General features: G+C 64.4%; 19 protein-coding genes. 12 read left to right on the top strand and 7 right to left on the bottom strand.

Annotated features, from left to right (window positions below; genetic code table 11):
- Positions 1-271: 271 nt before the first annotated feature.
- Positions 272-1117 carry an SDR family NAD(P)-dependent oxidoreductase gene (locus tag ABIB95_RS38060; protein ID WP_354247540.1) on the bottom strand — a complete coding sequence of 282 codons (846 nt, stop codon included), beginning with the start codon at positions 1115-1117 and terminating at the stop codon, positions 272-274.
- A gap of 183 nt (positions 1118-1300) precedes the next feature.
- Between ABIB95_RS38060 and ABIB95_RS38065 the strand changes: the two genes are divergently transcribed.
- From ABIB95_RS38065 to ABIB95_RS38080, 4 genes are all read left to right on the top strand, one after another.
- Positions 1301-2797: an aldehyde dehydrogenase family protein gene (locus ABIB95_RS38065; RefSeq protein WP_247315642.1), complete on the top strand. Its 1497-nt coding sequence runs from the start codon at positions 1301-1303 to the stop codon at positions 2795-2797.
- A gap of 208 nt (positions 2798-3005) precedes the next feature.
- Complete coding sequence (locus tag ABIB95_RS38070; protein ID WP_247315641.1) at positions 3006-3869, top strand: outer membrane protein; 864 nt, start codon at positions 3006-3008, stop codon at positions 3867-3869.
- Positions 3870-4026: 157 nt separating this feature from the next.
- A complete protein-coding gene (locus ABIB95_RS38075; protein WP_354247544.1) occupies positions 4027-5154 on the top strand; it encodes an alkene reductase in 1128 nt (375 codons plus the stop codon).
- Between the two features lie 92 nt (positions 5155-5246).
- On the top strand, positions 5247-5753 hold the full coding sequence (locus ABIB95_RS38080; RefSeq protein ID WP_354176563.1) for a GFA family protein: 507 nt from the start codon (positions 5247-5249) through the stop codon (positions 5751-5753).
- Here the strand turns inward: ABIB95_RS38080 and ABIB95_RS38085 are convergent.
- Positions 5707-6138: a TfoX/Sxy family protein gene (locus ABIB95_RS38085; protein WP_354247547.1), complete on the bottom strand. Its 432-nt coding sequence runs from the start codon at positions 6136-6138 to the stop codon at positions 5707-5709. The genes ABIB95_RS38080 and ABIB95_RS38085 overlap by 47 nt on opposite strands.
- A gap of 151 nt (positions 6139-6289) precedes the next feature.
- Here ABIB95_RS38085 and ABIB95_RS38090 point away from each other — a divergent pair, with 151 nt between their 5' ends.
- Positions 6290-7951, top strand: a complete 1662-nt coding sequence (locus tag ABIB95_RS38090) for a thiamine pyrophosphate-binding protein (RefSeq protein ID WP_354247550.1) — start codon at positions 6290-6292, stop codon at positions 7949-7951.
- A 226-nt stretch (positions 7952-8177) separates the two neighbouring features.
- Here the strand turns inward: ABIB95_RS38090 and ABIB95_RS38095 are convergent, their stop codons facing one another.
- On the bottom strand, positions 8178-9557 hold the full coding sequence (locus ABIB95_RS38095; protein ID WP_354247553.1) for an LLM class flavin-dependent oxidoreductase: 1380 nt from the start codon (positions 9555-9557) through the stop codon (positions 8178-8180).
- A 284-nt stretch (positions 9558-9841) separates the two neighbouring features.
- Between ABIB95_RS38095 and ABIB95_RS38100 the strand changes: the two genes are divergently transcribed.
- The 6 genes from ABIB95_RS38100 (at position 9842) to ABIB95_RS38125 (ending at position 15597) form a co-directional block, all read left to right on the top strand.
- Positions 9842-11227, top strand: coding sequence for a M20 family metallopeptidase (locus ABIB95_RS38100; RefSeq protein ID WP_354247556.1), 1386 nt, complete (start codon positions 9842-9844; stop codon positions 11225-11227).
- A gap of 100 nt (positions 11228-11327) precedes the next feature.
- Entirely contained in the window at positions 11328-12239 is a 912-nt protein-coding gene (locus ABIB95_RS38105; protein ID WP_063985668.1) for an amino acid ABC transporter substrate-binding protein, read from the top strand.
- 117 nt (positions 12240-12356) lie between these two features.
- On the top strand, positions 12357-13088 hold the full coding sequence (locus tag ABIB95_RS38110) for an amino acid ABC transporter permease (protein ID WP_063985667.1): 732 nt from the start codon (positions 12357-12359) through the stop codon (positions 13086-13088).
- Positions 13089-13092: 4 nt separating this feature from the next.
- A complete protein-coding gene (locus tag ABIB95_RS38115; RefSeq protein WP_063985666.1) occupies positions 13093-13785 on the top strand; it encodes an amino acid ABC transporter permease in 693 nt (230 codons plus the stop codon).
- 12 nt (positions 13786-13797) lie between these two features.
- Entirely contained in the window at positions 13798-14529 is a 732-nt protein-coding gene (locus ABIB95_RS38120; RefSeq protein WP_014491857.1) for an amino acid ABC transporter ATP-binding protein, read from the top strand.
- A gap of 207 nt (positions 14530-14736) precedes the next feature.
- On the top strand, positions 14737-15597 hold the full coding sequence (locus tag ABIB95_RS38125) for a D-amino-acid transaminase (RefSeq protein WP_063985665.1): 861 nt from the start codon (positions 14737-14739) through the stop codon (positions 15595-15597).
- A gap of 140 nt (positions 15598-15737) precedes the next feature.
- Here ABIB95_RS38125 and ABIB95_RS38130 read toward each other — a convergent pair whose 3' ends face one another.
- The 3 genes from ABIB95_RS38130 to ABIB95_RS38140 form a co-directional block, all read right to left on the bottom strand.
- Entirely contained in the window at positions 15738-16199 is a 462-nt protein-coding gene (locus ABIB95_RS38130; RefSeq protein ID WP_007615070.1) for a carboxymuconolactone decarboxylase family protein, read from the bottom strand.
- Between the two features lie 40 nt (positions 16200-16239).
- The gene (locus tag ABIB95_RS38135; RefSeq protein ID WP_354247559.1) at positions 16240-17856 is read right to left on the bottom strand and encodes an MDR family MFS transporter; all 1617 of its coding nucleotides are present in this window, start codon (positions 17854-17856) and stop codon (positions 16240-16242) included.
- Positions 17857-17972: 116 nt separating this feature from the next.
- Positions 17973-19124, bottom strand: coding sequence for an HlyD family secretion protein (locus tag ABIB95_RS38140; RefSeq protein WP_354247561.1), 1152 nt, complete (start codon positions 19122-19124; stop codon positions 17973-17975).
- Positions 19125-19265: 141 nt separating this feature from the next.
- Here ABIB95_RS38140 and ABIB95_RS38145 point away from each other — a divergent pair, with 141 nt between their 5' ends.
- Positions 19266-20174, top strand: coding sequence for a LysR family transcriptional regulator (locus tag ABIB95_RS38145; RefSeq protein WP_166344818.1), 909 nt, complete (start codon positions 19266-19268; stop codon positions 20172-20174).
- Between the two features lie 243 nt (positions 20175-20417).
- Here ABIB95_RS38145 and iaaH read toward each other — a convergent pair whose 3' ends face one another.
- Positions 20418-21836: an indoleacetamide hydrolase gene (gene iaaH, locus ABIB95_RS38150; protein WP_354247565.1), complete on the bottom strand. Its 1419-nt coding sequence runs from the start codon at positions 21834-21836 to the stop codon at positions 20418-20420.
- Between the last annotated feature and the right edge of the window lie 42 nt (positions 21837-21878).

Raw genomic sequence — 21878 nt, forward strand, 5'->3', positions numbered from 1 at the left:
CGTCCGCTTGACCGCCATCGCTACCCTCCAAGGCTTTGCCCTAGGGAATCACAATTGACGAATTACGCAACAGGCCCCTTGCGGGAGAAGGTGGCTTCGCGCAGCGAAGCCGGGTGAGGGGTCTCTCTCCGCGAGTCTCGCTGACAGTTATACTCGGGGATAGATACCCCTCATCCGGCGCCATAGCCGATGCAAAGCATCGGCGTTCTTAAGAACGGCGGCCGAAGGCCGCCTACGCCACCTTCTCCCACAAGGGGAGAAGGGAAGGCGGTCACTCCCCCTTCACGAACTTCGCGAACGCGTCGGCATAGTCCGGGTGCCAGCGCGACAGCGGCGGGCGGTTCTCGACGATGTCTCCCGCCGCCCACAGCATCCGCTTCTCGTCGAGCGCGCGCGGCACGTCGTTGTCCGGGCAGAGGATGTAGAAGTCGCCGGCTTCCAGCCGCGCCAGCATGAAATCCACGGTCTGCTCAGCCGTCCAGGCCCCGGCCGGCTTCTCGGTGCGGCCCTTCGCGGTCAGGCCGGTGAAGACGAAGCCGGGGATCAGCAGATGCGCGGTGATGCGGCAGTCCTTCGTGTTGCGCAGCTCGTGTTGGAGCGCTTCCGTAAAAGCCTTCACGCCGGCCTTGGAGACGTTGTAGGCGGGATCGCCGGGCGGCGTGGTGATGCCCTGCTTCGAGCCGGTGTTGATGATCAGCCCGGCCTTGCCGCGCGCGATCATGCCGGGTGCGAAGATGCGCGAGCCGCTGATGATGCCCCACATGTTGACGCCGATGATCCGCTGCCAGTTGTCGGGCTCGCCGAACAGCGTGCTGCCGGGCTGGATGCCGGCATTGTTCATGAGGATGTCGGTGCCGCCGAAGCGCTCGCGCACGCCGCGTTCCAGTTCCGTCACGCTCTCGGCCTTGCTGACATCGACCGCGAACGTCATCACATGTGTGGCAGGCGTGACGGATGACAGTTTTGTTGCAGCTTCCGCCAGCCGCGCCTGATCCACATCTGCGATGCACACCTTCATGCCGGCGCGCGCGAAGGCCAGCGCGGTGGCCAATCCGATACCGGATGCGCCGCCCGTGATCACGGCGACATTGTCTTTGACGATGGCGGAATGTGGCATGGTTGGTCTCCGGGGAAGGGCTCGGTCGAGCTATAACATGGCACTCGCGCGACCCTGCACAAGTCGGCATGGGAGGTCTTCGTTCCACGCCGCCTTTACGCCTTTCCGGCGGCGCTGTATTCTATTCGACCTAACGATCCCGCCCAGATCGAACCAATCAATCATTTGACAGGGAGTGCAGCCATGGCTGTGTCGCAGGCTATTCCGATCACGCGCCATCCGTTCGCCAACGGGTCCTACAAGCAGATGCTGATCGACGGGAAGTGGGTCGATGCTGCCTCAGGCAAGCGCTTCGAGACCCACAACCCGGCCACCGGCGAATTGCTGGCGACGGTCGCCGAGGGCGACAAGGAAGACATCGACCGTGCAGTCGCCGCGGCTCGCCGTGCCTTCGAAGGCCCCTGGAGCAAAGTCAAACCGTTCGAGCGGCAGAACCTGCTGCTCAAGCTCGCCGACCTCGTCGAGAAGAATTTCGACGAATTGTCGCAGCTCGACACGCTCGACATGGGCGCGCCGCTCAGCCGCACCCGCGCCTATCGTCTGCGCGCCGTGGGCATGCTGCGCTATTACGCCGGCCAGACCACCGCGATCCACGGCGAGACCATCGAGAACTCGCTGCCCGGTGAAATCTTCTCCTACACCCTGAAGGAGCCGATCGGCGTCGTCGGCGCCATCATTCCCTGGAACGGCCCGCTGACCGCGACCATCTGGAAGATCGGCCCGGCCATCGCGACCGGCTGCACCGTGGTGCTGAAGCCCGCCGAAGAGGCGCCGCTCACCTCGCTGCGCATCGCCGAGCTCGCGATGGAGGCCGGCGTGCCGCCGGGCGTCATCAACGTCGTGCCCGGCTATGGCGAGACCGCGGGCGCTGCGCTTGCCTCGCATCATGATGTCGACAAGGTCGCCTTCACCGGCTCGCATGTCACGGGACAATCGATCATCCGCGCCTCGGCCGGCAACCTCAAGCGCGTCTCGCTCGAGCTCGGCGGCAAGTCGCCGGACATCGTGTTTGCCGATGCCGATCTCGATGCCGCCGTCCCCGGCGCCGCGATGGCGGTGTTCGCCAATTCCGGCCAGATCTGCAGCGCCGGCACGCGCCTGTTCGTCGAGCAGTCGGTCTACGAAGAGTTCGTCGGCCGCGTCGCCGAGTTCGGCAAGAAGCTGCAGGTCGGCAACGGCCTTGATCCCAATGTGCAGATCGGCCCGCTCGTGTCCGAGGAGCAACTCAAGCGCGTCACCGGCTATCTCGACATCGGCCAGAAGGAAGGCGCGCGTGCGCTCGCCGGCGGTGGCCGTGTCACCGAAGGCGCGCTGTCGAAGGGCTTCTTCGTCTCGCCGACGGTGTTCGCGGGCGTGCAGGACAACATGCGCATCGCGCAGGAGGAGATTTTTGGTCCCGTCATCTCCGCGATCGCGTTCAAGGACATGGACGAGCTGGTCAAGCGCGCCAACAACACCACCTTCGGCCTCGGCTCCGGCCTGTGGACGCGCGACGTCAGCAAGGCCCATGCGGTCGCGAAGAGCTTGCGCGCCGGCTCGGTGTGGGTGAATTGCTACCAGGCGATGGACCCGGCCGTGCCCTTCGGCGGCTACAAGATGAGCGGCTACGGCCGCGAATCCGGCAAGCAGCATGTCGAGGAATATCTCAACGTGAAGGCCGTCTGGATCAAGACGGCGTAGGGCGTTTCTGCTGCCGCGTCCGGGTTTCAGCGGCTGATCTTGCTTGCGGCGACGAGAGGCTGCTTGCGACGACCAGAAGTTGTTGCCCGGACGCTACAAGCGTTTCTGAAACGGCTGTTGTCCGCGATCTCGCAAGGATTGTTATCCCATTTCGAACGTCGGCCCGTTACTGCTGGTCAACGTCAATGCTCGGGTTGGGATATCGAGAATGCTTCGCTTCACTTCGATCATGCTTGTGGCTTTGGGCGTCGCCTCGGCGCAGCCCGCGGTTGCAGCCGATATCGCCGCGCGTGCGCCGCTCTACAAGGCGCCGCAATTGCCCGTCGCCTACAACTGGTCGGGCTTCTACGCCGGCGTGAATGTCGGATATGGCTGGAGCGATGATGCGATCAAGCTCGCGCCGCACGACCCGGTTTTCACCGCGGGTGTGCTCGACGTGGCCCTCGCGGGTGGCCTTGTCCCGCCGTCATTGGCAACAAGCCCGCGTGGTGTGCTGGGCGGCGTGCAGGCCGGCTACAATGTGCAGACGGGCTCCCTGGTATGGGGCGTCGAAGCCGATATCGCGGCCGCCGGCATCAAGGGCAGTGCGACGGTCTCCCGAACCCTGCCGGTCTTTCCGGACATCATGACCAGGCAAGAGCAGAAGGTCGACTGGTTGGGGACCGTGCGCGGCCGGATCGGTGCCACCGTTACACCCGACCTGATGCTCTACGCGACCGGCGGTCTTGCCTATGGACATGTCAAGGCGTCGACGTCGATCGTGGATCCCACGCTTGCGGCCGGCACGCCCTGCCTCAACGTGATCTGTGGCGCGGGGGCGTCGGAAAGCTGGCGCGCGGGCTGGGCCGTCGGCGGTGGCGGCGAGTACCGCTTTGCGTCGAACTGGAGCGTCAAGCTCGAATATCTCTATTATGATCTCGGCAGCGAGAAATACACTTTCTTCAATCCGCTGTTCCCGTTCACTCCGGGCCCTGCGCGTGGCTTTGACGCAACCGCGGATTTCACCGGCCACATCGCGCGGGTCGGCTTGAACTACAAGTTCGGCTCGGGCCCGGTCGTCGCGAAATACTGATCCGCCGTTCTGGACGGACAGCAAGCCCCGGGCCCGGCCCGGGGCTTTTTGCTTCTGCCGCATCTTTCGGCTGGCCAGCCATCCACCCAAGCGGCTTCCGGGCTGCCACGCTTTCTCATATGATCCCCGTCCTCTCATCGATCATTCCGGGGATCACATGAAATTCGAGGCGTTGTTCAAACCGTTGCAGGTTGGTCCGTACAAGCTGGCGCATCGCGTCGCGTTGGCGCCGCTGACGCGCATGCGCGCCGAGCGCGAGAGCTTCTCGCCGCGGCCGCTCAACGCCGAATATTACGGCCAGCGCGCCACACAAGGCGGCTTGATCATCGCTGAAGCGTCCCCCGTGCTCTCGCATGGCCGCGGCAACCCCGCGACGCCCGGCATCTATTCGGAGGCGCAGATCGCCGGCTGGCGCAAGGTGACGGATGCCGTGCACGCCAAGGGCGGCATCATTTTCCTCCAGCTCTGGCATGTCGGCCGCGTCTCGCATTCGTCCTTCCACGGCGGTGAGCCGCCGGTCTCGGCTTCGGCGATTGCGATCAAGGCCGAAGGCATGAAGGCGATGACCGCCGGCGGCAAGATTTCTGATTACGAGACCCCGCGCGCGCTGGAGACCGGCGAGGTCAAGGGCATCGTCGAGGCCTTCCGGCAGGGCGCCAAGAACGCGCTCGCCGCCGGCTTCGACGGCGTCGAGATCCACGGCGCCAACGGCTATCTGCTCGAGCAGTTCCTGCAGTCGCGCAGCAACCAGCGCACCGATCAATATGGTGGCGGAATCGAGAACCGCGCGCGGCTTCTGCTCGAAGTCACGCAGGCGGCGATCGACGTCTGGGGCGCGAACCGCGTCGGCGTGCGGCTGTCGCCCCACGGCATCGCCAATGATTCCGGTGAGCCCGATCCGATGCCGCTTTACACGCACGTTGTGAAAGCGATCGACAAGCTCGGCCTTGCCTATCTTCACTTCATCGAGCCGCGCTCCAGCGGCGCCGGCCGTGCCGACGTCCACTGGGAGAACGTGCCGTCGGCGATGGTACTGTTCCGCCCGCTCTACAGCGGCGTGCTGATGACAGCCGGCGGCTTCACCGGCGAGACCGCGAATGCGGCGATCGCCGACGGCCACGCCGACATCATCGCCTTCGGCCGCATCTTCATCTCCAACCCCGATTTGCCGCGCCGCCTTCGGCACGACTATCCGATCACGCCGTATAACCGTGCGACGTTCTACGGCGGCGAGGAGAAGGGGTATACGGATTACCCGGTGTATGACGAGCTCGCGACGGCGTAGTCTCCCTCAGTCATTCCGGGGCTCGCGACTTTGTCGCGCCCCGGAATGACGATCGTGTATTGTCGTCTTTGCGACGACGACGGAGAGAGACCATGGCCAAAGCTGCAGTCGCCGCAGGAACCGCCACCGGCCAATGCCTCTGCGGCAAGGTCACCTTCGAGATCGACGTCCCCGCGCGTTGGGCCTGGCATGATCATTCGGCCGCCAGCCGCCGCGCGCACGGCGCGGCCTATGCGACCTATGTCGGGAGCTGGAAGAAGCGCTTTCGCATCACCTCAGGGAAAACCGCGCTGGCCCGCTACGAGGACAAGGCCACCAGCACTGCGCGCAGCTTCTGCGCCCATTGCGGCACGCCGATCGCCTATGAGCGTCCGCGTGGGCCGCATATGGTCAACATCCCTCGCGCGCTGTTCAAGGAGCGTACCGGCCGCCAGCCGCTCTATCACATCGCGATCGAAGAGCTTCAGGAATGGGCCTATACCGGCGAGCCGCTGGTGCCGCTGAAGGGCTTTCCCGGCGTGGTCTGGCAGCGCTCGAAAAAGAAGAAGCGCGCTAGCGGCGAAGACCCTTTCGAGCTCGGTCGCGAGGAGGTGCTTTAGCCTTGGCGGCGACCTTGGTCTTGGCCGCAACAGCCTTCCGCGGCGCCGCTTTGCGTCCCGCGGTAGTCGCCGCCACGAAGTCGAGCCCGCGCTTGACCCAATTTTTCAGATCGGCATCGCTCTGATAGCCGTCCGGCGCGACGCGCACGAAGCCGGTCATGATGCGCCCGCGCATTTCCATCGGGCTGGTGTGCGGCTCCTGCAGCATGCGGGCATGCGCGTCCGGGCCGACACGGATCAGCATGCCGCCGCGCCCGCTTACGGTGCAGCACATGGTGTTGTTCACCATGAAGCAGAGGCCGCCCATCATCTTCTTTTCCGCGACGTCTCGCTGACCCGCCAGCAATTTGCGCACCCGCGCCGCGGTGTTCTCGTCATAGGCCATCGCGTCTCCCCGTGCAGGCTTACGCGCGAGCATGTTCCCAGCTTGCCCGCGCCGACGCAAGTCTGCCATGACGGCGCTTCCTTGCGTGCCTCGGCCAAGTTCGGCCATCATGCCTCACCTTGCGGCAGCGCCCGCGGGGCCTGGAGGAAACATGAAGAACAAGATTACCGGCCGCTCCGCTTTTCTCGCGCTGCTCAAGGACGAGGGCATCACCCATCTGTTCGGCAATCCCGGCACCACCGAGCTGCCGATCATGCATGCGCTGAAGGACCATCCTGATCTCACTTATGTGATGGCAATGCAGGAGAGCCTGGTGGTCGCGATCGCGGATGGCTACAGCCGCGCCTCCGGCAAGCTCGTCGCCTGCAACGTCCATGTCGCGCCGGGGCTCGGCAACGCGATGGGCTCGCTCTACAACGCCCAGTTCACGGGCACGCCGATGATCCTGACCGCCGGCCAGCAGGAGCAGGGCCACGGCCTGATGGAGCCGGTGCTCTATGGCCCGCTGGTGCGGATGGCTGAGCCGCTGGTGAAATGGGCGGTCGAGGTGACGCGGCTGGAAGATCTGCCGCGCATCGTCCGCCGCGCCGCCAAGGTCGCGATGACGCCGCCGACCGGGCCGGTGTTCATCTCGCTGCCGGGCGACATCCTCAACAGCGAGGCCGGCATCGATCTCGGCCGCTCCACCCGCATCGATGCTCGCGTAAAGCCGTCGGACGAGGCACTGAAGGCGTTTGCCGCGCGGCTGCTCAAGGCCGAACGTCCCGTCATCGTCACCATGGACGAGGTGGTCAAGAGCGATGCGCTGAAGGAGGCTGCCGAACTCGCCGAGCTGCTTGGTGCGGCCGCCTATCAGTCCTCGACGCCTTATGGCTCGCATTTCCTCTCGGAAAGCCCGAGCTTCGTCGGCACGCTGGCGCGCGTGCAGAAGGCCGCGCGCGACACGCTTGCGCCGTATGACCTTCTGATCGCACTCGGCGGCGATCCCCTGCGGATGTCAGTCTATAGCGAGGTCGATGCGCTGCCTGACGGACTCGGCATCGTGCAGATCGGCCTCGTCGATTGGGAGATCGCCAAGAACTACGGGGCTGAAATCGCGCTGAAGGCGGATCTGAAGGAAACGCTGCGGGCGCTGATCCCGGTGCTGAAGGAGATGGGCGGCGCTGCGCTGGCAAGCCGTGCAAAGCAGCGCCTCGCCGAACTCGCGCCCAAGAACTGGACCGCGCGGCGTGCCGCGCTGGTCGAGCAGATCGGCAAGAGCGCCGGCCGCAGCCCGATCGATCCGGATTTCCTGGTGCTGCAAATGGTCGAGGCCATGCCCGATCATGCGATCCTCGTCGACGAAGGGCTCACATCGAGCCGCCAGATCACGGCGCTGCGTCCGCACCGCGACCGCTTCGGCTATCATGGGCTTGCCTCCGGTGGCATCGGCTGGGGCCTGCCGGCCTCCGTCGGCGCCAGCATCGCCAATCCGGATCGCCCGGTGGTGTGCTTCTCCGGCGACGGCAGCGCGATGTATTCGATCCAGTCGCTGTGGACGGCGGCGCATCACAAGCTGCCGCTCAACGTCGTCATCGCCAACAATGGCGGCTACCGCATCATCAAGCAGCGCCTGCTCGCCTTCCATGGTGATGACAACTACGTCGGCATGGATTTTGTCGATCCGCCGGTGGATTTCGCAGGGATCGCGAAGGCGCTCGGCTGCGAGGCGATCAAGGTGAGTGATCCCCGTGAGCTGAAGGCGACGCTGTCGTCGGCGTTCAACCGCCCCGGAACGAAGCTGATCGAGGTGACGGTGGACGGGAAGGTGTAGGGGGTCGCTATCGCACTGGCACTTGCCGCGTTCTCAGCTGTCATCGCCCGACTTGATCGGGCGATCCAGTATTCCAGAGACGGCTGTGATTCCTCGATAGGCCGCGGCGTACTGGATGCCCCGGTCCCGGCTCCGCCAAGGCTACGCCGGGGCCACAAGGGTGCTCGGCCGCCGAAGCCATTTGGCGAAGGCGGCAAGCCGGGGCATGACAGCGTGGGTGTGGCAACTACCCCTTCTTCCCCACCCGATACCCCGCCGCCGGATGCGGTGCGTCGAGCCGCGCACGGCCGTCGCCGAACAGCTTCTCCCGCAGGGTGCCCTTTGCGTATTCCGGCTTGTAGCGGCCGCGCTTGGTCAGCTCCGGCACCAGCATGTCGGCGATGTCCTCGAAATCGCCGGGCGAGATCGCAAAGGCGACGTTGAGGCCGTCGACGTCAGTCTTCTCGAACCAATCCTCGATCTTGTCGGCGACGCTCTCGGGCGTGCCGACCACGACCGGGCCGGCGCCACCGATGCCGACATGCTCGATGACGTCGCGGACGGTCCAGACGCGGTCGGGGTCGCCGCGGGTGACGTTATCGAGTGCGCTGCGGCCGGCGTCGTTCTGGACGTGACGCACCTGCTGGTCGAGCTCGTAGCCGGAGAAGTCGATGCCGGTCCATCCCGACATCAGGGCCAGCGCGCCTTCCGGACTGATATGCGACCGGTAGTCGGCATACTTGGCCGTCGCTTCGGCTTCCGTGTTGCCGAGGATGATCGTCATCATGTTGAACATCAGGATCTCCGCCGGATTGCGGCCGAGCGCGGCGGCTTCCTGGCGGATCGCGGAGACGCGCGGCCCGATGATCTTGGCCGACGGTCCCGACATGAACACGCATTCGGCATGCTTCGCCGCGAACTGCCGGCCGCGCGGCGAGGTGCCGGCCTGATACAGCACCGGCGTCCGCTGCGGCGACGGCTCGCTGAGGTGGATGGTGTTGTTGATGCGGTAATTCGCGCTCTCATGATTGATGCGATGAACCTTGCTCGGATCGGTGAAGATGCCGCGCTTGCGGTCACGCAGCACCGCGTCGTCCTCCCAGCTCCCTTCCCAGAGCTTGTAGACCACCTCCATATATTCGTCGGCGATGTCGTAGCGATCGTCGTGTCCGGTCTGCTTGTCCTTGCCGGCGCCGCGCGCGGCGCTGTCGAGATAGCCGGTGACGACGTTCCAGCCGATCCGTCCCTCGGTGAGATGGTCGAGCGTCGACATCCGCCGCGCGAACGGGTAGGGCGGCTCGAAGGACAGATTGCTGGTGACGCCGAAGCCGAGATTCTGCGTCACCGCTGCCATCGCCGAGAGCAGCAGCAGCGGCTCGTTCGACGGCGTCTGCGCTGCGTTGCGCAAGGCCGCGTCAGGGCTGCTGCCATAGACGTCATAGACCCCGAGCACGTCGGCCAGGAACAACCCGTCGAAGCGGCCGCGTTCCAGCGTTTTGGCAAGGTCGATCCAGTAAGGCAGGCGGTTATATTCGGCGGTGCGATCGCGCGGATGGGTCCACAGCCCGGGTGATTGATGCGCGACGCAATTCATCGCAAAGGCGTTGAGCCTGATCTGCTTGGCCATGATGATCCCCCGGCGCCCTGTACCGAGCGCTCTTCGAATGATAAACGTGCGCCTCAACTTGGCGAAGTTCTTGCATATTCTTGGCCCTTGGCAAGGGCCAAGAATAGAAAGGCTTGCGCTTGGCAAGGCCAAAATCAGCGGCGCTCCCGCTCTTGGCAAGCCAATCTCAAGAGAGCAAGAACGAAATCGCAAGAGAACTACAAGAACTGTCCAAGTCCCCGCCACTTTCGAAGGCCAGCCTGTCTCGGGTAGGGTCCTTCGCCTCGAAGTCCGAAAAGCAAATCATGACCAGAGCCGACGCCATCTCCCGCGCCCGTGAGGATTTCAAATCCGGCGCGTTCCTCGCTGAACTCGACCGCCGTGTGGCCTTCAAGACCGAAAGCCAGAACCCGTCGCGCGGCGCCGAGCTGCGTTCCTATCTGGAACAGGAGATGATGCCCTCCTTTGCTGCGCTAGACTTTACCAGCCGCATCGTCGAATCCCCGAGCGGCAAGGCGCCGTTCCTGTTCGCCGAGCATCACGAGAGCGCGTCAGCGCCGACCGTGCTGATCTACGGCCATGGTGACGTCGTCGACGGCATGGAGGGGGAGTGGCGCGACGGCCGCGATCCCTGGCGCACAACGGTTGCGGGCACGCGGCTCTATGGCCGTGGCACCGCCGACAACAAGGGCCAGCACAGCATCAACATGGCGGCACTCCGCGCGGTGCGCGAGGCCCGCGGCGGCAAGCTCGGCTTCAACGCAAAATTCATCGTCGAAATGGGCGAGGAGATCGGCTCGCCCGATCTCGGCAAGGTCTGCGACCTCAATCGCGATACGCTCAAGGCCGATTTGTTCATGGCCTCCGACGGACCGCGCCTGTCGGCCGACCGGCCGACCTTGTTCCTGGGCTGTCGTGGCGGCATCCGCATTCATCTCGACGTCAATCTGCGCGATGGCGGCCATCATTCCGGCAATTGGGGCGGCGTGCTCGCCAACCCCGCGACCATTCTCGTCAACGCGATCTCGACGCTGGTCGACGGCCATGGCCGGCTTCAACTCGACGCGCTGAAGCCGCCGCGGCTCACCAACCAGATCCGCAGCTATCTCGCCGACGTGCAGGTGGTGCCGACCGAGGACGAGCCGGCGCTCGCGGAGAACTGGGGCGAGGAAGGGCTGTCGGCCGCCGAGCGGCTCTATGCCTGGAACACGCTCGAAGTGCTGGCGATGTCGTCCGGAAATATCGAGAAGCCCGCGAATGCCATCCCCGGCCACGCCAATGCCGTGCTGCAACTGCGTTTCGTGGTCGGCACCAAGGTCGACGGCCTGATCGATGCGGTCCGCGCGCATCTGGTGCAAAAGGGCTTTCCGATGGTCGAGGTGCGGGCCGCCCAGAGCTTTGCGGCGTCGCGCACCGATTTCGACAGCCCCTGGATCACGTGGGCGGCGGATTCGGTGAAGGAGACCACCGGCAAGGCGCCGGCCGTTTTGCCGAATTTCGGCGGCTCGCTGCCCAACGACGTGTTTTCCGAGATCCTGGGCCTGCCGACGATCTGGGTCCCGCACTCCTATCCCGGCTGCTCCCAGCATGCGCCCAATGAGCACATCCTGCTGCCATTGACCGAAGAGGCCTTGACGGTGATGGCCGGGCTGTTCTGGGATCTCGGGGAATTGCCCAAGCCACTCGGCTGAGCCATTAACCTGAGCCGCAATCCAGCCGAAAGTCACATTCTAATCCGGCCCAATCTGTGCTTGCATCCGGGCCGCATCATCCTGAAAGGGGAATAAAAAAGTGAGACATTTCCGTAGCATCGGCCTCGCGCTCGCCGCGACCTTCGCCGTCAGCCAGGCCGGGGCCCAGGAGCTGACCGGCACGCTGAAGAACATCAAGGACACCGGCGCCATCACGCTCGGCTTCCGCGATTCCTCGATCCCGTTCTCCTATCTCGACGACAACCAGAAGCCCGTCGGGTTCGCGATGGACATCTGCTACAAGATCGTCGACGCCGTGAAGAAGGAGCTCAAGCTCGACAAGCTCGAGGTCAAGCTCAATCCGGTGACCTCGGCGACCCGTATTCCGCTGATGGCCAACGGCACGATCGACCTCGAATGCGGCTCGACCACCAACAATGCCGACCGCCAGAAGCAGGTGGCCTTCACCAACACGCACTATCTGACTGCCAGCCGCTACGTCTTCAAGAAGTCGAGCGGCCTGAAGTCGATCGACGATCTCAAGGGCAAGACGGTGGTCTCCACCGCCGGCACCACCAACATCAAGCAGCTCACGGAGGCCAATGTCGCGAAGAGCCTGGGTGCCAATATCATCCCGGCCAAAGACCATGCCGAGGCCTTCCTGATGGTCGAGACCGACCGCGCGGTCGCCTTCGTGATGGACGACGTTCTGCTCGCGAGCCTCGTTGCCGGCTCGAAGACGCCGGACGACTATGTCATCTCCAAGGACGCGTTCTCCAAGCCTGAGCCCTACGGCATCATGCTGCGCAAGGACGACGCGCCGTTCAAGAAGGTGGTCGATGCAGCAACCGCTGCGCTCTACACCTCCGGCGAGGGCCTGAAAATCTACGATAAGTGGTTCACGGCCAAGATCCCGCCGAAGGGCCTCAACCTCAACACCCCGATCTCGGCCGAGCTGAAGAACGAGTTCGCGAAACCTTCGGACTCGCCGAACCCGGACGACTACAAGTAAGATATAACCTCGGTCTCCGGATCGGGATCATGTCCGGCCACTCTTGACACCAGGGTGGCCGGACATTTGCATAGGCGCCTGCGACTTCCATGATTGGCGCGTTCGCGCGGGGGACACGTGAACTACCACTGGAACTGGGGAATCTTCTTCGAGCCGAACCCGATGGGGACCGGCACCTATCTCGATATGCTGCTGTCGGGACTGGTGTTGACCCTCAAGACGGCGGCGCTCGCCTGGATCATCGCGCTGATCTTCGGCTCGCTCGTCGGCGTCATGCGCACGCTGCCGTCCAAGGGCGCCTACTGGTTCGGCTTCTGCTGGGTCGAGTTCTTCCGCAACATGCCGCTGCTGGTGCAGCTGTTTCTGTGGTTCTTCGTGCTGCCGGAATTGCTGCCGAAGGCCGCCGGCCTCTGGCTGAAGCAGCTGCCGAACGCGCCGTTCTGGACGGCCGCGATCGGCATCGGCTTCTTCATGTCGGCCCGCGTCGCGATACAATTGCAGGCCGGTATCGGCTCGCTGCCGCGCGGCCAAAAAATGGCGGCGACCGCGCTCGGGCTGACCACCGTGCAAGGCTATCGCTACGTGCTGCTGCCGATGGCGTTCCGCATCATCCTGCCGCCGCTGACCTCCGAGTTCCTCAACACCATCAAGAACACGGCTGTCGCCATCACGATCGGCCTGATCGAGTTGACTGGTCAGGCGCGCTCGATGCAGGAATTCTCGTTCCAGGTGTTCGAGGCTTTCACGGCCGCGACCTTGCTCTATCTCCTTGTCAACGCCATTGTCGTGACGGCGATGCGCTTCCTCGAGCGCTGGGTCGCGATCCCCGGCTACATCACGGGGAAATAGCACCATGTTCAGCAATCTCGATTTCGAGGTCATCCGCCGCTCGCTGCCCTATCTGTTCTACGAGGGCATGACCTTCACGGTGACGCTGACGGCGCTCGCCGCCTTCGGCGGCCTGATCTTCGGCACGGCGATCGCCCTGATGCGGCTGTCCGGCTACAAGACACTCGGGCGCATCGCGGGTGTCTATGTCGACTTCATGCGCTCGCTGCCGCTGGTGCTGGTGATCTTCTGGTTCTATTTCCTGGTGCCCTATATCGGGCAGTGGGTGACCGGCGCCTCGCGTCCGATCAGCGTCGGCGCGTTCGCATCCTCGCTCATCACCTTCATCATGTTCGAGGCGGCGTACTTCTCCGAGATCATGCGCGCCGGGATCCAGTCGATCTCGCGCGGCCAGCCGGCCGCCGCCAACGCGCTCGGCCTGACTTACGCGCAGACCATGCGCTACGTCGTGCTGCCGCAGGCGTTCCGCAACATGCTGCCGGTGTTGCTGACGCAGACCATCGTGCTGTTCCAGGACACCTCGCTGGTCTATGTGCTGTCGATCCCGGACTTCCTCGGCGCGGCCAGCAAGGTCGCGCAGCGCGATGGCCGTCTGGTCGAGATGTATCTGTTTGCCGCCGTCGTCTACTTCACCATTTCCTGCATCGCGTCTTTCGGCGTTCGCCGCCTCCAGTCGCGCATCGCCATCATTCGATAGAGCGCATCGGTCATGATCGAAATCAGCCACGTCAACAAATGGTACACCCCGACCTTCCAGGTGCTGACCGACTGCACCACCAGCGTGACCAAGGGCGAGGTCGTCGTGGTCTGCGGCCCCTCGGGCTCGGGCAAGTCGACGCTGATCAAATGCGTCAATGCGCTGGAGCCGTTCCAGGAGGGCGACATCAGCGTGGACGGCACCAAGGTCAATGACCCCAAGACCAATCTGCCGAAACTGCGTTCGCGCGTCGGCATGGTGTTCCAGCACTTCGAGCTGTTCCCGCATCTGAAGATCATCGACAATCTCTGCCTCGCGCAGCAGAAGGTGCTAGGACGGTCGTCCGACACGGCTGTGGCAAAGGGTATGCAGCTCCTGGACCGCGTCGGCTTGAAGGAGCAGGCGCAGAAATTTCCGGCGCAGCTCTCCGGCGGCCAGCAGCAGCGCGTCGCGATCGCCCGCGCGCTTGCCATGGACCCGATCGTCATGCTGTTCGATGAGCCGACCTCGGCGCTCGACCCCGAGATGGTGAGCGAGGTGCTCGACGTCATGGTCGATCTCGCCCGCGAAGGCATGACCATGATGGTCGTCACCCACGAGATGGGCTTTGCCCGCAAGGTCGCCAACCGCGTCATCTTCATGGACCGCGGCGAGATCGTCGAGGACGCGGCGAAGGAGGACTTCTTCGGCAAGCCGCGCAGCGACCGCGCGCAGAAGTTCCTGTCGAAGATTTTGTCGCATTAACCTCTGCTGTCATTCCGGGGCGCGCCTCTTGGCGCGGGCCCGGAATCCATAACCACCGGCCGGGGTTATGGATTCTCTGATGCGCAATTGCGCATCAAAGCTCGTCGCTTCGCGCCGCCCCGGAATGACGGGTTGAGGGTTTCGTGGCCCCAACAAATCCCGTATACGGGCAGGCAAATCCCCCTTTCCCTCCCCAGGAGACCTGCCTTGGACTCGATCGCCTACGTCAACGGCTCATTCGTCCCGCTCTCGGACGCCAAAATCTCGGTGCTTGATCGCGGCTTCCTGTTCGCCGACGGCATCTACGAGGTCTCGGCGGTGCTCGACGGCAAGCTGGTCGACAACGCTTCGCACCTGACGCGCCTGGAGCGCTCGGTCGGCGAGATCAAGCTGAAGTTGCCGGAGACGGTCGAGCGCATCACCGAGCTCCAGAAGGAGCTGATCGCGCGCAACAAGGTCGAGAACGGCCTCGTCTATCTGCAGGTCACGCGCGGCGCCGACAAGGGCCGCGACTTCGCCTTCCCAAAGGGCGACGTCAAGTCGAGCCTGGTGATGTTCACCTCCGAGAAGGACATCATCAACGCCGCCTCGGCCAAGACCGGCATCAACGTGATCACGGTGCCCGACATCCGCTGGGAGCGGCGCGATATTAAGAGCGTGGCACTGCTCGCGCAGGTTCTGGCGAAGCAGGCTGCGGCCGAAGCCGGCGCCGGCGAGGCCTGGATGCTGGAAGACGGCTACGTCACCGAGGGCGGTTCGTCCTCGGCGTTCATCCTGACCAAGGACGACGTCATCGTGACCCGCAAGAACTCCAACGCGATCCTGCCGGGCTGCACCCGCAAGGCCGTGGTGGCGCTCGCCGAAGAGCGTCAGCTCCGCGTCGAGGAACGTTCCTTCACGGTCGCCGAGGCGCTCGCCGCCAAGGAAGCCTTCGCCACCTCGGCGTCGCTGTTCGTCCAGCCGGTGGTTGCGATCGACGGCAAGAAGGTCGCCGACGGCAAGCCCGGCCCGATGGCCACGCGGCTGCGGGAGATTTATATCGAGTTCGCCAAGGCGACGGCGGTCTGAGCCACACGCTCAGCTATCGTAGGGTGGGCAAAGCGAAGCGTGCCCACCATTCCTTCAGCGGAGGCGTCAGAAGACGTGGGCACGGCGCAAGTGCGCCTTTGCCCACCCTACGAGATTTGCGCGCGAGGCGGCGTTGCGGCCTACGCCACCGACGCCTTCACCTTCACCGGATGCACCGCGCGGAACGCGATCGCGATCCGGTTCCAGGCATTGATGGCCCCGATAAGCATCGTCAGGTTCACCGTCTCCGCGTCGGAGAATTGCGCGCGGACCTGCTCGTAGACGTCGTCCGGCGCGTGGGTCTCGGAGATCAGCGTCACTGATTCCGTCCAGGCCAGCGCGGCACGCTCGCGATCGGTATAGAGCGGGGATTCGCGCCAGGCGTTGAGCAGATAGATGCGCTGTTCGGTCTCGCCGCGCTTGCGGGCGTCCTCGGTGTGCATGTTGATGCAGAAAGCGCAGCCGTTGATCTGCGACGCCCGGATCTTGACGAGCTCGATCAGCGATTTCTCGAGTCCCGTCGATTGGATCTGCTCCTCTAGCGCCATCAGCGCCTTCATCGTGTCGGGGGCGGCCTGGTAGAAGTTCATGCGGGGCTTCATGGTCGTTCTCCTTTGCTTGAGTTAGTCTCTTGGGTTGATCTCAGTGAGCTCCACCGGCCGAGGTCTGGCCGGGTTTCTTCAGGAAGAATACGGCGATCAGGGCCACGATCAGTGCCATGCCGAGCAGATAGAAGGTGTCGCTGAAGGCGAAGATGTAAGCCTGCTTCTGCACGGTATGGCCGATCGCGACATAGGCGCGATGCGCGGCGTCGGCGCGGTCGAGCACGCCGTGATTGATGAAATACTGGGTGAGCTGCTCCAGCCGCGTCCGCGTCGCCTGCTCGAACACCGAGACCGACTGCGTCAGCACGTTGGAGTGATATTGCTCGCGCTTGGTCAGCAACGTCTGAAGCAGCGCGATGCCGACGGCGCCGCCGAGATTACGCATCATGTTGAACAGGCCCGAGGCCGAGCCCGCATTCTCCGCTTCGATGCCGGCGGTCGCCACAGCCGACAACGGGGCCATCACGAGCGCCTGGCCGATCGCACGGACGACATTGGGCCACAACAGCTGGTCGGCAGCGTAATCGTTGGTCATATAAATGTTCAGGAAGTTCGAGGCCGCGAACAGGACGAAGCCGGCGCCGATGATGATCCGCGCGTCGAACTTCTTCATCAGGCGCGGCACCAGCGGGATCAGCACGAGTTGCGGCAGTCCGGTCCAGGCCAGCACCATGCCGATCTGCTCGGCATTGTAGCCCTGGATGCGCGCCAGATACTGCGGCAGGATGAACACCGAACCGTAGAGCGCGACACCGAGCAGGAAGTTCGCGAGCATGCCGAAGCCGAAATTGCGGCGCACCAGCAGGCGCAGATTGAGCAGCGGCTTCTTCGCCGTGAGCTCGATGATCAGGAAGGCGGTCAGCGCGGTGGCGGCGATGACCGACAGCTTGACGATGAAGGGTGAGCCGAACCAATCGTCCTTGTTGCCCTCTTCCAGCACGGTCTGAAGCGCCGACAGGCCGATCGCCATGGTGATGATGCCGGCCCAGTCGCCCTCGCGCAGCAGCGCAAGCTTCATGGGCTTGGCGTCGAGCGCGTACCAGAGCATGCCGACCATGATCGCGCCGGGCACGAGGTTGACGTAGAAGATGTATTGCCAGCCGAAATTCTCGGTGAGATAGCCGCCGATGGTCGGGCCGATCGCCGGTGCGAACGTCGCCGACAGCGCGAACAGCGCAAGGCCGACGGGCTGCTTGGCGCGAGGCAATAGCGTGATGATGAGCGTGAAGGCCATCGGGATCAGCACGCCGCCGGTGAAACCCTGCACCGCGCGCAGCACGATCATTTGCGGCAGGTCCTGCGCCAGCGCGCAGGCCGCGGACAGAACCAGGAACAGGATCGCATTGGTGAGCAGATAGATGCGGATCGAGAACACCTGCGCGAGCCAGCCGGAGAGCGGGATCACCACGATCTCGGCGATCAGATAAGAGGTCGAGATCCAGCCGCCATCGTCGATACCGGCGCCGATCGCGCCCTGGATGTCGGCGAGCGAAGCGTTGACGATCTGGATGTTCAGCACCGCCATGAAGGCGCCGAGGGTCGCGCCGATCACCGCGATCCAGGTTTTTGCGGAAACCGCCGGCGTGGCGGGCGCAGCAGGGGCTGGAATGCTGGCAGCGGAGGCGGTGTCGGCGGTCGGTTGGAGCGTGCTCATGGAAGCCTCGTCTCGGTCACGGAGACAGGATGCATTAGGCGGTTGGTTTCGATAATCGAGGAAGCGTGGGAAGGATCATCCGGCAGGATTTGATAATCCTGCCGGCGTTCCCGGCTTCAGCCGCCGTTCGGGCGGACTGCGTTGTCGGCGAGTCGCTTGGCCGTCTCGCGCTCGGTCAGCACCGTCGCCTTGGTGTCGATGGTCGGCACTGCCGACATGCCGGGCCTGAGTAGGCCGGTCAGGCTGTGGTCGTCGAGCACGATCTTCACCGGCACGCGTTGCACGATCTTGGTGAAATTTCCGGTGGCGTTATCGGGCGGCAGCAGCGCGAATTCAAGTCCGCTGGCCGGCGAAAGGCTGTCGACGTGACCGCGCAGCGTGCGATTGCGAAAACTGTCGACGTGCAGCTCGACCGGCTGGCCCGCACGCACATGCGTGAGCTGCGTCTCCTTGAAGTTCGCAACGACATAGACCGCATCGAGCGGCACCACCGCCATCAATTGCGTGCCGGCCTGCACATACTGGCCGACGCGTAATGAGCGTGCGCCGACCGTGCCGTCCACCGGTGCGGTGATCTCGGTGTAGGACAGGTTCAGCCCTGCCTGCTGTGCGACCGCGCGGGCGCGGTCGAGCTGCGCCGTGGCCTGGGCGCGCTGGGTGGTGAGCACGTCGACCTTGCGCTGTGCGGCCACCAGGCCTGACTTGGCGTGCTGCAATTGCGCGTTGCTGGCGCGCAGCGCCGCGTCGGTCTGCTGCGCACGCTGGATCGTGCCGGAGCCCGACTTCATCAGGTCGTCGTAGCGGGCGCGTTCTTCCTGGGCGAATTTCAGATTGGCGTCGGCCGCGGCCACGTCGGCCGTGCTCTGCTCGATGATCGGCTGCTGCAGCTCGAGCTGGGCGTCGATGTTGCGCACCGAGGCTTCGCCGGCGGCGACGTCGGCGCGGGCCTGGTCGAGCGCGGCTTTGAAGTCGCGGTCGTCGATCTTGGCGAGGAGCTGGCCGGCCCGGACCTTCTCGTTGTCGCCAACCAGCACCTTCGCGATGTAGCCGGAAACCTTGGGGGCGATGATGGTGGAATCCGCCTTCACATAGGCGTCGTCGGTGGATTCGAGGTAACGGCCGGTGCTCAGGTAGTTGTAGCCGAAGTCGCCGGCCGCGGCGATTCCGAGGGCCAGTGCCAAGCCGATGGCCGCCCGCTTGATCGCCTGCCGGGATGGACGAAAGCTGATTTTCTGATTGGTTTCAGTAGCATAAGAAGCGTTCGACATGGCATCCTCGGAATTCCCAACCGCCCCGGTCCGAACGGTGCGCCGTTGATGCCGCCAACATGCGCTGTCTTCCCGCTTGTGATAATCACGGAAGAAATGGAAGCATTATCCACCCATAGCGGATAATCCGGAGCCAGACCGATGGACCGCTTCACCAGTCTCACCGCCTTCGTCCGGGTGGTCGAAAATGGCGGCTTTTCCGCCGCCGCCCGCCGGCTCAACATGTCCACGACCATGGTGAGCAACCACGTGCAGGCGCTGGAGGACCGGCTCGGGGTTCGGCTCCTGAACCGCACTACGCGAAAAGTGAGCCTCACCGAAATCGGCAAGGCCTATTACGACCGCTCGACGCAGATCCTCGCCGATCTGGAACAAGCCGATGACATCGCCGGCGCGCTGCAATCGACGCCGCGCGGCACGCTGCGCATTCACACCGCCACCCACATGGTGCCGTTCGTCGCGCCCGTGATGGCCGAATTCCTCGCGACCTATCCGGAGGTCAAGGTCGATCTGCGCATGGGCGAGACCCATGTCGACCTGATCGAGGAGGGCTTTGACCTCGCGTTGCGCATGATCGCGCCGCCGGACTCCAGCCTGATCGTGCGGAGCCTGGCGACCTGGCGGCACGTGCTGTGCTGCTCGCACGGCTATATCGAGGCGCATGGCCGCGTGCAGACGCTCGAAGAGCTTGCCGGCCACAATTGCGTGCGCCACATCAACTATCCCTTCGACGAGTGGCGCTTCTTCGATCGTAAGGGCACGCCGGCGTCGGTGCGCGTCTCCGGCAATCTCGTCACCAACAGCGGCGAAGCGCTCCGTGAGGCGGCGCTACAGGGCGCCGGCATCAGTCTTGCGGCCGGCTTTCTGGTGGGGGATGACCTTGATGCGGGCCGGCTGGTGCGCCTCCTGCCGGAGTACCGGCCGGTCGAGATGTCGATGAACGCGGTCTATCCGCATCGGCATCATCTGTCGGCGAAGGTCAGGACCTTCATCGACATGCTCGTCCAGCACAGCGCCGAGCAGCAGAAGCTGATCAATCCGTATGCGTGAGACGTGGTCGTTCCTCATCCTGAGGAGCGCGGAACGCGCGTCTCGAAGGATGAAGGCCCCGCCGGTGGCCTCGTCCTTTGAGACGCTTGCTTCGCAAGCTCCTCAGGGTGAGGAGATAGATATATGTTCGCCTCAAGCGGCAGAGCCGTAGGGTGGGCAAAGGCGCGAAGCGCCGTGCCCACCATCCATCAATGATAGCGAAAGGTGGTGGGCACGCTTCGCTTTGCCCACCCTACGAGAGCGTCAACGCGGTGCGGGCAGTCGTCCAAACACACCGTCGAGCGCCATGCCGATCGCAAGCAGCCGACGATCGCTTCCCAGAGGGCCGTCCAGTTCAAGGCCTACAGGCAATTTGCTCGTCGCGCCAAGCGCGATCGGAATCTGGATGCCGGGAATGCCGGCATTGCTGCCGGGATCGGTGTTCTGGATGATCAGGCCGAAATTCTCGAGACTGCTGGCGTCCGGGTTGGAGGCAATTGCAACGCGCGGCGTGGTCGGGAAGGCGACGGCGTCGAGCTTGTTGGCGGCAAACATATTGCTGTAGAGCGCCTGAAGCGCGGGGCGGGCGGTCTTGATTGCGGCGTCATAGATCGGCCTCGCGTCGAACAGCACGTTGTCGGGGCCGGGCAGTTTTCGCGGGATCACCATGCCATCATAGATGCCTTTCACGTCGGCGCTGGAGATCTTCTCAGCCAGCGCCTCGATGCTGAGGCCGGTCCCGGTGTGCTTGAGATAGGCGACCATGTCGTCATAGGCCTCATACAGCGCGACGGGAAAGCTGACCTGGCCGTTGAGCTCGGCGAGCTCAGGCATCTCGATCTCGACGACCGTGACGCCCTGCGCCTTCGCTTTTGCGATCGCCGCGTGGAACGCGGCTTCCGTATCGGTGTCGAGATTGGTCAGCATCGCCTTCGCGATGCCGATCCGCACCTGCTTCAGATCAGCCGGCGCAACCTCGTCGCCGCCGGCGATCACGCGATCGAGCAGCGCGACATCCGCCATCGTCGCGGCCATGGGCCCCGCGGTGTCGCGGGTGTGCGAGATCGGCGCAATACCCTCTTGCGGATAGCGCCCGACCGTCGGGCGCAACGCGGCGCATCCGTTCAGCGCGGCGGGGACACGGACCGATCCGCCGGTGTCGGTTCCGAGCCCGCCCGTGACGATTCGCGCGCCGAGCGCGGCGCCCGTGCCGGACGAGGAGCCGCCGGCGATCAGCGTGCGGTCATAGGCGTTGCGCACGCCGAACTCCGCGCCGGTCTTGAACGCGGTGTTGTAGCCGGAGATGCCGAAGGCGAGCTCATGCATGCTGGTCTTGCCGATGATGACGGCGCCTGCGGCCCGCAGCTTCGCGACTACGGGCGCGTCGGCCTCCGGAACGTAGCCCTTCAGTGCCGGTGTGCCTGCGCTACAGGGCAGTCCCGCGACCTCGATGTTGTCCTTGATCACGATGGGCACGCCGCCGAGCGGCTTTGTCCTGTCGCCCGTCGCGTCGAATGCGGCAGCGGCTTTCAGGGCGCCGGCCTCGTCCAGCGTGACGAAGGCATTGAGCTCGGCATGGGCTTTGGCGCGGCTCAGTGCTTCCGTCGTGAGTGCGGTGCTCGTGACTTTTCCGGCGCGCAGGTCGGCGACGGCCTGACTCAGAGTCAACTGGTCGAAATCCATGATGCGTCATCCGATTGCAGGGGCGCCAACAGGGGGCCACCT

Source organism: Bradyrhizobium sp. LA2.1 (assembly GCF_040547725.1).
In the GTDB taxonomy this organism is placed as follows: Bacteria; Pseudomonadota; Alphaproteobacteria; order Rhizobiales; family Xanthobacteraceae; genus Bradyrhizobium; species Bradyrhizobium barranii.

What these genes read in the sequence shown, in the direction of transcription:
- ABIB95_RS38060 (WP_354247540.1), bottom strand. Translation starts at nt 1,117, where the DNA reads ATGCCACATTCCGCCATCGTCAAAGACAATGTCGCCGTGATCACGGGC.
- ABIB95_RS38065 (WP_247315642.1), top strand. Translation starts at nt 1,301, where the DNA reads ATGGCTGTGTCGCAGGCTATTCCGATCACGCGCCATCCGTTCGCCAAC.
- ABIB95_RS38070 (WP_247315641.1), top strand. Translation starts at nt 3,006, where the DNA reads ATGCTTCGCTTCACTTCGATCATGCTTGTGGCTTTGGGCGTCGCCTCG.
- ABIB95_RS38075 (WP_354247544.1), top strand. Translation starts at nt 4,027, where the DNA reads ATGAAATTCGAGGCGTTGTTCAAACCGTTGCAGGTTGGTCCGTACAAG.
- ABIB95_RS38080 (WP_354176563.1), top strand. Translation starts at nt 5,247, where the DNA reads ATGGCCAAAGCTGCAGTCGCCGCAGGAACCGCCACCGGCCAATGCCTC.
- ABIB95_RS38085 (WP_354247547.1), bottom strand. Translation starts at nt 6,138, where the DNA reads ATGGCCTATGACGAGAACACCGCGGCGCGGGTGCGCAAATTGCTGGCG.
- ABIB95_RS38090 (WP_354247550.1), top strand. Translation starts at nt 6,290, where the DNA reads ATGAAGAACAAGATTACCGGCCGCTCCGCTTTTCTCGCGCTGCTCAAG.
- ABIB95_RS38095 (WP_354247553.1), bottom strand. Translation starts at nt 9,557, where the DNA reads ATGGCCAAGCAGATCAGGCTCAACGCCTTTGCGATGAATTGCGTCGCG.
- ABIB95_RS38100 (WP_354247556.1), top strand. Translation starts at nt 9,842, where the DNA reads ATGACCAGAGCCGACGCCATCTCCCGCGCCCGTGAGGATTTCAAATCC.
- ABIB95_RS38115 (WP_063985666.1), top strand. Translation starts at nt 13,093, where the DNA reads ATGTTCAGCAATCTCGATTTCGAGGTCATCCGCCGCTCGCTGCCCTAT.
- ABIB95_RS38120 (WP_014491857.1), top strand. Translation starts at nt 13,798, where the DNA reads ATGATCGAAATCAGCCACGTCAACAAATGGTACACCCCGACCTTCCAG.
- ABIB95_RS38130 (WP_007615070.1), bottom strand. Translation starts at nt 16,199, where the DNA reads ATGAAGCCCCGCATGAACTTCTACCAGGCCGCCCCCGACACGATGAAG.
- ABIB95_RS38135 (WP_354247559.1), bottom strand. Translation starts at nt 17,856, where the DNA reads ATGAGCACGCTCCAACCGACCGCCGACACCGCCTCCGCTGCCAGCATT.
- ABIB95_RS38140 (WP_354247561.1), bottom strand. Translation starts at nt 19,124, where the DNA reads ATGTCGAACGCTTCTTATGCTACTGAAACCAATCAGAAAATCAGCTTT.
- ABIB95_RS38145 (WP_166344818.1), top strand. Translation starts at nt 19,266, where the DNA reads ATGGACCGCTTCACCAGTCTCACCGCCTTCGTCCGGGTGGTCGAAAAT.
- iaaH (WP_354247565.1), bottom strand. Translation starts at nt 21,836, where the DNA reads ATGGATTTCGACCAGTTGACTCTGAGTCAGGCCGTCGCCGACCTGCGC.